This window comes from Bradyrhizobium sp. SZCCHNR2028 (genome assembly GCF_032380995.1).
Classification (GTDB): Bacteria; Pseudomonadota; Alphaproteobacteria; order Rhizobiales; family Xanthobacteraceae; genus Bradyrhizobium.
Genome location: NZ_JAUHJF010000001.1, coordinates 237,250 through 250,243, shown reverse-complemented (window position 1 = coordinate 250,243; position 12,994 = coordinate 237,250). Strand labels below are relative to the sequence as shown.

The 12,994-nt window shown below is 65.3% G+C and carries 12 protein-coding genes; 4 read left to right on the top strand and 8 right to left on the bottom strand.

Annotated features, from left to right (window positions below):
• Positions 1 to 174: 174 nt before the first annotated feature.
• Positions 175 to 1,635 carry a caspase family protein gene (locus tag QX121_RS01200; RefSeq protein WP_315738098.1) on the top strand — a complete coding sequence of 487 codons (1,461 nt, stop codon included), beginning with the start codon at positions 175 to 177 and terminating at the stop codon, positions 1,633 to 1,635.
• A gap of 75 nt (positions 1,636 to 1,710) precedes the next feature.
• Here the strand turns inward: QX121_RS01200 and QX121_RS01195 are convergent, their stop codons facing one another.
• Positions 1,711 to 1,950, bottom strand: coding sequence for a BrnA antitoxin family protein (locus QX121_RS01195; RefSeq protein ID WP_315711784.1), 240 nt, complete (start codon positions 1,948 to 1,950; stop codon positions 1,711 to 1,713).
• A gap of 2 nt (positions 1,951 to 1,952) precedes the next feature.
• Positions 1,953 to 2,915, bottom strand: a complete 963-nt coding sequence (gene cysK / locus QX121_RS01190) for a cysteine synthase A (protein WP_315738099.1) — start codon at positions 2,913 to 2,915, stop codon at positions 1,953 to 1,955.
• Positions 2,916 to 3,403: 488 nt separating this feature from the next.
• Between cysK and QX121_RS01185 the strand changes: the two genes are divergently transcribed.
• Positions 3,404 to 3,622 (top strand): hypothetical protein, encoded by a 219-nt coding sequence (locus tag QX121_RS01185; protein ID WP_315711782.1) that lies wholly within the window; start codon positions 3,404 to 3,406, stop codon positions 3,620 to 3,622.
• Between the two features lie 174 nt (positions 3,623 to 3,796).
• Here QX121_RS01185 and tgt read toward each other — a convergent pair whose 3' ends face one another.
• Complete coding sequence (gene tgt, locus QX121_RS01180) at positions 3,797 to 4,951, bottom strand: tRNA guanosine(34) transglycosylase Tgt (RefSeq protein WP_315770781.1); 1,155 nt, start codon at positions 4,949 to 4,951, stop codon at positions 3,797 to 3,799.
• A gap of 272 nt (positions 4,952 to 5,223) precedes the next feature.
• Here tgt and QX121_RS01175 point away from each other — a divergent pair, with 272 nt between their 5' ends.
• Entirely contained in the window at positions 5,224 to 6,249 is a 1,026-nt protein-coding gene (locus tag QX121_RS01175; protein WP_315738101.1) for an aspartate-semialdehyde dehydrogenase, read from the top strand.
• Positions 6,250 to 6,288: 39 nt separating this feature from the next.
• Here QX121_RS01175 and queA read toward each other — a convergent pair whose 3' ends face one another.
• The 4 genes from queA to coaD form a co-directional block, all read right to left on the bottom strand.
• Positions 6,289 to 7,383 (bottom strand): tRNA preQ1(34) S-adenosylmethionine ribosyltransferase-isomerase QueA, encoded by a 1,095-nt coding sequence (gene queA / locus QX121_RS01170; protein WP_315810952.1) that lies wholly within the window; start codon positions 7,381 to 7,383, stop codon positions 6,289 to 6,291.
• Between the two features lie 139 nt (positions 7,384 to 7,522).
• Positions 7,523 to 7,987 (bottom strand): peptidylprolyl isomerase, encoded by a 465-nt coding sequence (locus tag QX121_RS01165; protein WP_315770783.1) that lies wholly within the window; start codon positions 7,985 to 7,987, stop codon positions 7,523 to 7,525.
• 291 nt (positions 7,988 to 8,278) lie between these two features.
• The gene (locus QX121_RS01160; protein WP_315711771.1) at positions 8,279 to 8,842 is read right to left on the bottom strand and encodes a peptidylprolyl isomerase; all 564 of its coding nucleotides are present in this window, start codon (positions 8,840 to 8,842) and stop codon (positions 8,279 to 8,281) included.
• Between the two features lie 69 nt (positions 8,843 to 8,911).
• On the bottom strand, positions 8,912 to 9,406 hold the full coding sequence (gene coaD / locus QX121_RS01155; RefSeq protein ID WP_315810951.1) for a pantetheine-phosphate adenylyltransferase: 495 nt from the start codon (positions 9,404 to 9,406) through the stop codon (positions 8,912 to 8,914).
• Positions 9,407 to 9,696: 290 nt separating this feature from the next.
• Here coaD and QX121_RS01150 point away from each other — a divergent pair, with 290 nt between their 5' ends.
• Complete coding sequence (locus QX121_RS01150; protein ID WP_315738105.1) at positions 9,697 to 9,954, top strand: hypothetical protein; 258 nt, start codon at positions 9,697 to 9,699, stop codon at positions 9,952 to 9,954.
• A 119-nt stretch (positions 9,955 to 10,073) separates the two neighbouring features.
• On the opposite strand, the gene gyrA is transcribed toward QX121_RS01150, so the two are convergent.
• Positions 10,074 to 12,824, bottom strand: coding sequence for a DNA gyrase subunit A (gyrA, locus tag QX121_RS01145; protein WP_315756621.1), 2,751 nt, complete (start codon positions 12,822 to 12,824; stop codon positions 10,074 to 10,076).
• Between the last annotated feature and the right edge of the window lie 170 nt (positions 12,825 to 12,994).

Below are 12,994 nucleotides of genomic sequence, written 5' to 3'. Positions count from 1 at the left end.
GTGATTCGGATCACGAAACGGGCGCGCTACACGCGACCGTCGTGGATCTGGCGCAACACCCGCGAACTGGTTTGTGGCGGAAGCGTGATTTTTTGCTCGGGAACAAGACTTTTCGCGCCGATCCGCGACAAATGCTGCAGTGAACGCTTCGCTTGATCGTTGGGGGATCTCCTGATGCGCTATCTCACCGTCGCCCTGTCCCTGCTCTGCATGGTGCTGACCGCTGAAGCCGCCAAGGCCGACCGCCGCGTCGCCTTTGTCGTCGGAAACGGTGCCTATAAGAGCGTGGCTCAATTGCCGAACCCGCCGGTCGATGCCAAGGCCATGGCGGCAACCCTGCGCAACGTCGGCTTCGACGTCGTCGAGGGCACCAATCTCACGCGCGACAAGATGACCGAGAAGCTGCTCGATTTCGGTCGCAAGGCGCAGGGCGCCGATATTGCGGTGTTCTATTACGCCGGACACGGCATCGCCATTGCCGGCACCAACTACCTGCTGCCGGTCGACGCCGACCTGAAGTCGGAAATGGACGTCAAGCTGGGCTCGGCCATCAACATCGACGTGACCCTCGACCAGACGATGGGCGACGCCAAGGTCAAGCTGGTGTTCCTCGATGCCTGCCGCGACAATCCGTTCGCCGCCAAGATCAAGTCGAACTCGCCGACCCGCAGCGTGTCGGTGCAGACCGGTCTGGCCGAGATGAAGTCCGGCGAGGGCACGCTGATCGCGTTCGCCACCGGCCCGGGCCAGACCGCCCTCGACGGCGAGGCCGGCGCCAACAGCCCGTTCACCCGCGCGCTGATCTCGCACATCGCCCAGCCCGGCATCGAGATCCAGCAGGCCATGACAGCGGTGCGCGCCCAGGTCAATGAGGAGACCAGCAAGGGCCAGTTGCCCTGGGGGCATACCAACCTGATCGGCGCGGTCTACCTCAACCCGGCGGCGGCCCCTGCTGCAACGGCCGCCACGGCCGGGACGACGCCGGCCGTCGCGACGGCCACCGTGACCGCGGGCGAGGCCGAGCTCGAATTCTGGCGCTCGGTGAAGGATTCCAACAAGCCGGAAGAGCTCAACGCCTATCTCGCGACCTACCCGAACGGGCAGTTCAAGTCGCTGGCGATGGCGCGCATCGCCGCGATCGAGAGCGGCGCCATCAACACCGCGACGCGCAATGTCGCCAAGGGCGTCGATCCCGCCACCTACACCGAGGAAGGCAGCCAGGTCAGCGAGGATCAGATCGGCCTCGACAAGACCAAGCGCCGCGACGTGCAGCGGCGGCTGACCGGCCTCGGCTTCGACACCAAGATGACAGGTGTGTTCGACGACCAGACCCGCGGCGTCATGAAGCGCTGGCAGGCGGCCCGCGGCTATCCGTCGACCGGATTCCTGACCAAGCTGCAGCACAAGGCGCTGCTGGCCGAGCCGCAGCCGGCGCCGGCGACCGCCGCAGTCGGTGACGAGGCCAAGCCGCGACGCGCCAAGCCGGCCGGCAACGTCGCTGCCGGTGGCCCGCCGCCGCAGGGCGCGCCCGTCTATCGCAATCCGCCGCCGCAGGACAACGCGGGAAACGCCGCCGGCGCCGCCTTCATCGGTGGCATGATGGGCGGTGTGCTCGGCAGCGCGCTGCGCCGGTAAACGTCGTCGTCTCCCCCACGTCAAAAGCCCGGAGCACGAGCTCCGGGCTCTTTCGTTAGAATAATGCGGCCGCCCTCAGAGCCCTGCCGCCTTGCGCAGCGCCGCATTGATGCGGTCCTGCCAGCCCGGCCCTTCAGACTGGAAGTGCTCGAGCACGTCCTGGTCGATCCGCAACGTCACCTGCTCGCGCACGCCAGGGACCGCCGCCTTCTTCGGCGGCGCCTCCACCGGCTTGGTGGTCACCTTCTTGAACGCGGCCTCGGCCTCGGTACGGGCGTCAGCGAGGGTGCGGGGCCGCCGCGGCTGGTCGGCCATGATCAGATCCCCTCGAACAGCGCGGTAGACAGATAACGCTCGGAGAACGACGGCACGATCGCCAGGATCGTCTTACCCGCGCTTTCCGGTCGCTTGCCGATCTCGATCGCGGCCGCAATCGCCGCGCCCGAGGAGATGCCGCCGGGAATGCCCTCGTTGCGGGCCAGCGCACGCGAGGTCTCGATCGCGGTCGTGCTGTTGATCTTGACGATCTCGTCGATCACGGACCGGTCGAGAATGTCGGGCACGAAGCCGGCACCGATGCCCTGGATCTTGTGCGGCGAGTGCTGGCCGCCCGACAGCACCGGGCTCTCCTCCGGCTCGACCGCGACGACCTTGAGGCCGGGCTTGCGCGACTTCAGCACCTGGCCGACGCCGGTGATGGTGCCACCGGTGCCGACGCCGGCGACGAAGACATCGATATTGCCGGCCGTGTCGTTCCAGATCTCCTCGGCCGTGGTGCGACGATGAATGTCCGGATTGGCGAGGTTCTTGAACTGCTGCGGCATCACCGAGTTCGGCGTCGTCCGCAACAGCTCCTCGGCAGTGGCGATGGCGCCCTTCATGCCCTGCGACGCCGGCGTGAGCACGATCTCAGCGCCGAGGAAGGCGAGCATCTTGCGCCGCTCCACCGACATCGACTCCGGCATCACCAGCTTCAGCTTGTAGCCGCGCGCCGCCGCGACGAAGGCCAGCGCGATGCCGGTATTGCCCGAGGTCGGCTCGATCAGCACGGTGTCGGGCTTGATCACGCCGGCCTGCTCCATCGCCAGGATCATGCCGACGCCGATCCGATCCTTCACGCTCGCGGCGGGATTGAAGTATTCCAGCTTGGCGAGGATGGTCGCTTTGACGCCATGCTGCTCCGGCAGCTTTCGCAACCGCACAATCGGCGTATTGCCGAACGCGTCGACAATTGAATCAAATACGCGCCCGCGTCCGGGACGCTGTGCTGACGACTCCATGAAATCACTCCTCTGCGCGCCCCGCGCGACATCGACAACGCGTCTGACCATCTTCAGCGAGCCTGTTGCGCTGCGCAAGCACGTTTGCGCGATCTTAAGACGATCGCGGCGCACAACAAGTCGTGGCTAAATTGCGAAAAACCAACGCATTTGTGTTGCGACAAGGTCAATAAACCGGGTGTATGTTTGACTTCAGCCGGACGAAAATTCATGATGCAGGTCGACGGCAACCCGGGCGGACATCAGCAAGATGTCATCTTCGGAGTGATACAATCGGGGCGTTCGTGCCAAACGACACCGCCGTTGTAGAACAGACATAAGAACAGACCACCCAGACAAACTCTTTGTGTGACGGACTTGATATCCGCGAAAAGTTGGACTCGTCGGAAATAGACCCGTTCGAACGCGACTCGTTCGAAATCGACCCTTTCGAAATTGACGTCGTTCAAGCAGAGATCGCCAGCAAAGAGATCGTCCAGGAGGTCAATATGTCAGCACTCGCTGATCTCGTGTCGACCGCAACCGCCCGCCCGAATCCCCGCGGCTGCGATCTGCCGACATGCCCGGTCTGCGCCGACTCCATGATTGCCGCGGAGGCGTCGGCATACTTGGCCGACAATGCCATCAGCTATCTCTGGACCTGCGACACCTGCGGCTATGGCTTCGTCACCAAGCACTCCGTGAAAAGCCGTTTCGTCTGCAACTGAACGGCGCCAGGGCGAGAGAGTTCCGCGACGTGATGTCACGACCGTCCGTCGCTACGGATCGCACAACGGTCGGCCATCGGGCAGGTCGGCAATGCATCACCAGCACGATTTCATGTGGGCCGGCGCATAGGGCCGGGCTCACAACAAGCTGACGGCCTTCACCTGACGCGGCCGTCAGCCGGCGCGCGGGGCGATGTCGCCGCGGGCCCAATCCGCCTTGGTGCGCTCGTAGAATTCCGTGAAGCGCCCCTGTGCGATCGCCTCGCGCATCCCAGCCATCAATTGCTGGAAATAGGCAATGTTGATTTCCGACAGCAGCGTCGCGCCGAGCGCCTCGCCGGCCTTGATCAGATGATGCAGATAGGCGCGGGCATAGCTGCGCGCCGCCGGCCACGGGCTCTCTTCATCCAGCGGACGCGGGTCGTCGGCGTGACGCGCGTTGCGCAGGTTCACTGGCCCGAAGCGTGTGTAGGCGACGCCGTGGCGGCCGTTGCGGGTCGGCAGCACGCAGTCGAACATGTCGATGCCGCGCCTGACCGACTCCAGGAGATCGTCAGGCGTGCCGACGCCCATCAGGTAGCGTGGACGGTCGGCCGGCAGTGCCGGCGCGGTCGCCTCGATCATCTCGAGCATGACCGCCTGCGGCTCGCCGACGGCCAAGCCGCCGATCGCATAGCCGTGGAAGCCGATGTCGACCAGCGCCTGCGCGCTGGCGACGCGTAGCGCGGGCACGTCGCCGCCCTGCACGATGCCGAACAGCATGTAGCCTGCCGGCGCACTCTCGAAGGCGCGGCGGCAGCGTTCGGCCCAGCGCAGCGACAGCCGCATCGCGCGCTCGATGTCGTCGCGCTCGGCCGGCAACCGCACGCATTCGTCGAGCTGCATCGCGATGTCGGAGTTCAGCAGGCGCTGCACCTCGATGGCGCGCTCCGGTGACAGCTCGATTCTAGCGCCGTCGATATGCGAGCGGAACGTCACCGCCTGCTCCGTGACCTTGCGTAAGCCCGATAGCGACATCACCTGGAAGCCGCCGGAATCCGTCAGCATCGGACCGCCCCAGCCGGTGAAGCGCTGCAGGCCGCCGAGGGCGGCGATGCGCTCGGCCGTGGGCCGCAGCATCAGATGATAGGTGTTGCCGAGCACGATGTCGGCACCGGCCTCGCGCACGTCCCGCCAGTGGATCCCCTTCATGGCGCCGGCGGTGCCGACAGGCATGAAGGCCGGCGTGCGGACCACGCCATGCGGCGTCGTCAGGCGGCCGGTGCGGGCCGCGCCGGAGGTCGCGAGCAATTCGAAGTGGTTGGGACGGTCGCCAGCGGGAGAGCTCATGGCCGGCTTATTGCGTCAGGACGGCCCCCGATTCAACCGCGATGGCGCCGTTTTCGCCCCTTTTGGCCGTTGACGGCGGTTCCGACCGCCCCTATGGTCCCGCGCCATGTCGATCTTGACCAAACGCACGACGAAAACCACCAAGCCCATGAGGGCCTCGGGAGGCGTGCGCGCGTAGTCGAACTCGATTGCGACCATCTTCGAACCGAAGCCCCGCCTGATGAAGGTCCGGGGCTTTTTTATTGCCCGAATTTCAACCGGAGACTTGAGACGTGCCCCACGATCCCACCATTGCCATCGTCGGCGTGACCGGCGCCGTCGGCGCCGAGTTCATCGCCACCCTGGACCGCCGCAACGTCCGCGTCGGCAAGCTCAAGGCGCTGGCGAGCGCCCGCTCGGCCGGCCAGACCGTGACCTTCCGCGGCCAGACCATCGTGATCGAGGAGCTGACCGAACGCTCCTTCGAGGGCGTCGACATCGCGCTGTTCTCGGCCGGCAGCGGCATTTCCAAGAAGTTCGCGCCGATCGCCGTGCGTTCCGGCGCCGTCGTGGTCGACAATTCCTCGGCCTTCCGCATGGACCCGAACGTGCCGCTGGTCATCCCGGAGATCAACGCCCGCCGAATCCGCGACCACAAGGGCATCATCGCCAATCCGAACTGCGCGGCGATCACGGCGCTGGTGCCGCTGTGGCCGATCCATCAGAAGAACCGCATCAAGCGCGTGATCATCTCGACCTATCAGGCCGCCAGCGGCGCCGGTGCGGCGGCGATGGACGAGCTGGTGCAGTCGACCCGCGCGAGCCTCAACGGCCAGGTCTACGCGCCCAAGGTGATGCCGCATCCGTTCGCCTTCAACCTGTTCAGCCACAACACCGCCATCGATCCCGAGACCGGCTACAACGACGAGGAAACCAAGGTCATCAACGAGACCCGCAAGATCTTCGAGGACGAGGGCATTGCGATCGGCGTCACCTGCGTGCGCGTGCCGGTGCTGCGCGCCCATTGCGAGTCGATCACCTTCGAATGCGAGAAGCCGATCACGGAAGATGAAGTCCGCCGCATCCTCGCCACCGCGCCGGGTGTGCGCGTCGTCGACGACCGCGCCAAGAACCACTTCCCCATGCCTGTCGACGCGTCGGGACAGGACGACGTGCTGGTCGGGCGCATCAGGAAGGATCTGTCCGATCCGTCAGGCCACTCGATCGCGATGTTCGTGGCCGCCGATCAGCTGCTCAAGGGCGCCGCGCTCAATGCGGTGCAGATCGCGGAGCTCTTGCCGGAGCGCGCGATGGCGTAGCTCTCAGAGCGAACTTGCAGGGTGGGCCTTTTGCCCACCCTACGGCTCGACGATGCGCTCGTCTGGCTGACGAAACAACAGGCACGCATCGCCATACGAATAGAAGCGATAGCCGCTGCGGATCGCATGCGCATAGGCCGCGTGCATCGTCTCCAAGCCGGCGAAGGCCGAGACCAACATGAAGAGCGTCGAGCGTGGCAGATGGAAGTTGGTCATCAGGATATCGACCGCGCGGAAGCGATAGCCGGGCGTGATGAAGATCGACGTCTCCGCCTCGAACGGCGCGATCGTGCCGTCGGGCTGCGCCGCGCTCTCCACGAGCCGCAACGACGTCGTGCCGACCGCGACGATGCGGCCGCCCTTGGCGCGCGCCTCGTTCAATGCGGCCGCCGTGTCCGGCGTGAGACTGCCCCACTCCGCATGCATGCGGTGGCCCTCGGTATCCTCGACCTTGACCGGCAGGAAAGTGCCGGCCCCGACATGCAGGGTCACGCGCTGCAGCCCGACGCCGCGGTCGCGCAGCCGCTGCTCCAGCGTCGGCGTGAAATGCAGCCCAGCCGTCGGCGCAGCCACCGCGCCCTCTTTGGCCGCGAACATGGTCTGATAATCTGTCGCGTCCTGCTCGTCTGCGGGCCGCTTGCCGGCGATGTAGGGCGGCAGCGGCGGCCGGCCGAGATCGGCGATCGCTTGGTCGAGCGCGGGCCCATGGAACACAAAGGACAGCGTCAGCTCGCCCTCCTCGCCCTTGGCCTCGACGGTGGCGTCGAGATGGCCGAGCAGGCAGACCTTGCCCTCGTTGCCGAACCGGATCGTATCGCCTGGCGCGAGCTTCTTGGCGGGCCGCACCAGCGCCTGCCAGCGCGAGCCGTCGAGCCGCTTGATCAGGGTCGCCTCGATCTTCGCTTCGGTCTCGCGGCTGATGCGGCGACCGGACAGCTGCGCCGCGATCACCTTGGTGTCGTTGACGACGAGCTGATCACCGGGCTCCAGCCAGTCCGGCAGGTCGGCGACCGTGCGGTCGCGTAAGACACCGTCGCCCTGCACCACCAGCATGCGCGCGGACTCGCGCGGGCTCGCCGGGCGGAGCGCGATGTTTTCGGGGGGAAGATGGAAATCGAACAGGTCGGTGCGCATCGTCGTTCTGGGACGACCATCGGCCCTTCATTCCGGGGAGCGTGCGACAGCACGCGTCGCGAAGGATGAAGGCCCGACTGTCCGCCTCATGGTGCGAGACGCGTGCTGCGCACGCGCCTCACCGTGAGGATCGCAAAGTCTACGCAGCGTCGGCGGCCATGTAGGCCTTCACGATCTTGTCCGGGTTCTGCACCGGTTCGCCGCGCTTGATCTTGTCGACGTTCTCCATGCCCTCGGTGACCTTGCCCCAGACCGTGTACTGCTTGTCCAGGAAGCGGGCGTCGTCGAAGCAGATGAAGAACTGGCTGTCGCCTGAATCCGGATTGGCCGCACGCGCCATCGAGGCGGTGCCGCGCACATGCGGCTCGGCGTTGAACTCGGCCTTCAGCTTCTTGCCGGAGCCGCCCATGCCGCTGCCCTGCGGGCAGCCGGTCTGCGCCATGAAGCCGTCGATGACGCGGTGGAAGACGATGCCGTCGTAGAAGCCCTCGCGGACGAGCTCCTTGATGCGCGCGACATGGCCGGGCGCGAGATCGGGACGCATCTCGATGGTGACGGGGCCCTGGGTGGTTTCGAGGATCAAGGTATTTTCGGTCACAGCCATGCTGGTCTCTCGGTTTTTATGGAATTGACGGGGGTCAGGACAAAGTAAATCCTGGGTCTGAAATGTCGCGGCGCCTTCCCATGTGCGGCCGTCACCCCTCCTGACGGCGATCCGAGCACGACGAGGCCCGCGATGCTGGTCGAGAATAGACCCAATGCGCTTAAAGCTGAAGCCACCGGCCCTGTCGATGTGACGGGGCGGCAGAATCGGCATGCCTCCGCGACGTGGCAAAAGGTTCCTTAATGCCTGAGGGAACCGGGCGCGAGACCCGGGTGCCCTGCTTTCTCGGACCTACTTGATGTCCGAGGCGACCTGCACCTTGACCATCTTGTCGGGATCGGTCACGGCACCGCCCGACGAGCCCGGAGGCGCCTTCTTGAGCTTGTCGACGACGTCCATGCCCTGCACGACCTCGCCGATCACGGTGTATTGGCCGTTGAGGAAGGAGGCGTCGCCGAAGCAGATGAAGAACTGCGAGTTGGCAGAATCCACGCTATCGCCCCGGCGCGCCATGCCGACGGTGCCGCGCTTGAACGGCGTGCTCGAAAACTCCTGCTTCAGGTTCGGGTACTTCGAGCCGCCGGTGCCATTGAAGTTCTGGCCGTCGCCGGTCTGCGCCATGAAGCCGTCCATGACGCGGTGGAACGGCACGTTGTTGTAGAAGCCTTCGCGCGCCAGCGTCTTCAGCCGCTCGGCATGCTGCGGCGCCAGATCGGTGCGCAGCTTGATGATGATGCGGCCCTTGGTGGTGTCGATGACCAGGGCATTCTGCTTGTCGAGGCCGGCAGGCAGCGACTGGGCCAACGCCGGCAATGCGAACACGAGAGCAAAGACGAAAGCGAGAGCGCGGATCATGGCAACTCCGATGACATGAGACGATGTGGAGAGAAAAGGCACCGCCGGAAGCGGCCGGTGCCTGAAGGATCAGTTGAACTTGGCCTTGAGACTTTCGGCCACCGACGGCGGCACGAAATGCGAGATCTCGCCGCCCATGGCGGCGATCTGGCGAACCAGCGTGGCGGCGATCGGGCGGACACTCACCGAGGCTGGAACGAACACCGTCTGGACCTGCGGTGCCATGGTCTGGTTCATGCCGGCCAACTGCATCTCGTAGTCGAAATCGGTGCCGTCGCGCAGGCCCCGGATCATCATGATCGCGCCGGCTTTTTGCGCGGCCGTGACGGTCAGATTGTCGTAGGTCGAAGCCTCGAAGCCGCAGCCCGCAGCGGCTGCGACGGGGCCGAAGATCTCATGCGCCATCGCCAGCCGCTCCTCGGTCGAGAACAGCGGCTTCTTGCCATGATGCACGCCGACCGCAACGATCAGGCGATCGCAGAGATGAACGGCCTGCCGGACCACATCGAGATGGCCGTTGGTGACGGGATCGAACGAGCCCGGATAGAGCGCAATGCGTTGCATGCGCCCGTCCTATACCGCCGGGAACAGGCCGGCAAGCCACCGCCAGGCCCGCTGGCGTGGCTGTGATGGGCAAAGAGTGGCCGAGACTGCACCGCAATGAAATGAGGTGCGACGCCGGGGGGCCGGAACTGTGGTCGGCTACCGCGATTGTTTCATCGGAACTTGGGACATGAAACACGCCGGGCCGAGACGAAACCAATTCGCCCGTCCCGCGAAGACGTCTCGAAACCCGAGCTGATTATCAAATCCTTAACGAACAACGGGCCGAACGGCCCGGACAGGGGACCGTCATGATCAAAGCGCTATCTGCAGTCGCAGCTGCCGGCTTGGTGGCTGCCGGCATCACCGTCCTGCCCGGCTTCGCTCCTCAGGTTGAAGCCAGCGTGCCGCGTCCGCTCGCCAAGGCGGACCGCCTGGACATTCGCCCGATCGGCCGCGACTGCTCGCAGCAGGCTTGGCCGAACTTCGAAGCGGGCTGCCTGCGCAGCGCCGGCACCAGGGGAACGATCCGCGAGGCCAGGATGGTCTCCGTCGAGCGGACACAGTAAGGGCGAATAGCGAATAGCGAATAGCGAATAGCGAATAGCGAATAGCGAATAGCGAATAGCGAATAGCGGGAAGACTTGATTCCTCCTCTATTCGCTACTTCCTATTCGCCATTCGCAACTCACTCGCCATTCGCACCTTCAGTCCCGTTCCCACCGGTGCCGTTCTCGGTCTCCTCGCCGATATGCTCCACCGAAACGACGTGCTCATCATCGGCGGTGTCGAACACGATGACGCCCTGGGTCGAGCGTCCCGCGATGCGGATGCCGTCGACCGGGCAACGGATCAACTGCCCCTTGTCCGTCACCAGCATGATCTGATCGCCATCCTCGACCGGGAATGAGGCGACGAGCTTGCCGTTGCGGTTGTTGACGGACATCGCGACGATGCCTTTGCCGCCGCGGCCGGTGGTGCGGTACTCGTAGGACGAGGTGCGCTTGCCGTAGCCGTTGACCGAGACGGTCAGCACCACCTGCTCCTGCGCGGACATCTCGACGTAGCGTTCCTGCGACAGCTGGATCGCGCCAGCGGCCGCCTCCTCGCCCTCGGTCTCGACCGGCTCCTCGGTGGCAGCATCGCCCGACATCGCCCGGCGCATCTTCAAATAGGCCGTACGCTCGTCCGAGGTCGTCTCGACATGGCGCAGGATCGACAGCGAGATCACCTTGTCACCGCCGGCGAGCGCGATGCCGCGCACGCCCATCGAGGTCCGCCCGGTGAAGACGCGCACGTCGGTGACGGGGAATCGGATGCACTGCCCGCCCGACGCCGTGAGCAGCACGTCGTCACGCTCGGTGCAGATCTGCACGTTGACGATCTCCTCGCCCTCGTCGAGCTTCATCGCGATGATGCCGGAGCGGCGCACGTCGACGAAATCCGACAGCTTGTTGCGGCGGACGTTGCCGCCGGTGGTGGCGAACATCACGTCGAGATTGGCCCAGGAGGATTCATCCTCCGGCAGCGGCATGATCGTGGTGATGCGCTCGCCCTGCTCCAGCGGCAGGATGTTGATCAGCGCCTTGCCGCGCCCGTTGGGCGCCGCGATCGGCAGCCGCCAGACCTTCTCCTTGTAGACCTGGCCGCGCGACGAGAAGAACAGCACCGGCGTGTGCGTGGAGGCCACGAACAGCCGGCTGACGAAATCCTCCTCGCGGGTCTGCATGCCCGAGCGGCCCTTGCCGCCGCGACGCTGCGCCCGATAGGCCGACAGCGGCACGCGCTTGGTGTAGCCCGCATGCGACACGGTCACGACCATGTCCTCGCGCTGGATCAGGTCCTCGTCCTCGACCTCGCCTTCCTGCTCGGCGATCACGGTGCGGCGCGGCGTGCCGAACTCCGCCTTCACGGCGGCGAGCTCGTCCTTGATGATGCCCTGAACCCGCGCCCGCGAGCGCAGGATGTCGAGATAGTCGTTAATCTCGACCTTGAGCTTGTCGAGCTCGTCGGAAATCTCCTCGCGGCCGAGCGCGGTCAGGCGCTGCAGACGCAGGTCGAGAATCGCCTTGGCCTGCTCGAACGACAACCGGATGGTGCCGTCCTCGGCCAGGCGATGGCGCGGATCGTCGATCAGCGTGATGATGGCCTCGACGTCGCGCGCCGGCCAGTCGCGCGACATCAACGCCTCGCGCGCCGTCGCAGGATCGGGCGAGGTCCTGATGACCCTGATGACCTCGTCGATATTGGCCACGGCCACGGCAAGGCCGACCAGGATATGAGCGCGGTCGCGCGCCTTGTTGAGCAGGAACTTGGTCCTGCGCGTGACGACACGCTCGCGGAACGCGACGAAGATCGTCAGCAGGTCCTTCAACGTCATCGTCTGCGGGCGGCCGCCGTCGAGCGCCAGCATGTTGGCGGCGAAGCTCGTCTGCAGCGGCGTGAACTTGTAGAGCTGGTTGAGCACGACGTCCGGCACGGCGTCGCGCTTCAGCTCGACGACGACGCGGTAGCCGTCGCGGTCGCTTTCGTCGCGCAGGTCGGCGACGCCTTCGATCTTCTTCTCGCGCACCAGCTCGGCGATGCGCTCGACCATCGTGGCCTTGTTCACCTGGTAGGGGATCTCGGAGATGATGATCGCCTCGCGATCCTTGCGGATCGTGTCGATCGTCACCTTGCCGCGCATCATGATCGAGCCGCGGCCCAGATGGTAGGCCGAGCGGGCGCCCGCGCGGCCAAGAATGATGCCGCCGGTCGGGAAATCCGGCCCCGGAATGATGTTGATGAGGTCATCGATCGTGAGCGCGGGATTGTCGATCAGCGCGATGCAGGCATCGATCACCTCGCCGAGATTGTGCGGCGGGATGTTGGTGGCCATGCCGACCGCGATGCCGCCGGCGCCATTGACCAGCAGGTTCGGATATTTGGCCGGAAGAACCGACGGTTCCTTGTCCGAATTGTCGTAGTTCGGCTGGAAGTCGACGGTGTCCTTGTCGATGTCGTCGAGCAGCGGGATCGCCGACTTGGCGAGCTTGGCTTCGGTGTATCGATAGGCGGCCGGCGGATCGCCGTCGACGGAGCCGAAATTGCCCTGGCCGTCGATCAGCGGCACGCGCATCGAGAAGTCCTGCGCCATGCGCACCATGGCGTCGTAGATCGACTGGTCGCCATGCGGATGATATTTACCGATGACGTCGCCGACCACGCGCGCGGACTTGACGTATTTCTTGTCGGGCGTGTGCCCCTGCTCGTACATCGAATACAGGATGCGCCGGTGCACGGGCTTGAGGCCGTCGCGCGCATCGGGCAGCGCTCGCGACACGATCACGCTCATCGCGTAATCGAGGTAGGAGCGTTTCATCTCGTCGAGGATGGAAACGGGACGAATGTCGGAAGGTCCGCCCGGCTCGCCGGGCTTCTCATCTTCTTTATCGGACAAAGGGGATACCGGTCGGTTTTGACACGCGAAAATCGCTTGGAATCATATAGCGCAGGAGCGCGCCGCAGGCCACCCCCAAACCGAGGTGGGCTGCGCTTTTTCTGCTCGCCTTTCCAGGGACTTAACCACATGACACGGCTCCGCGAGGCTTGCTCGGGAACCGTCTCTGG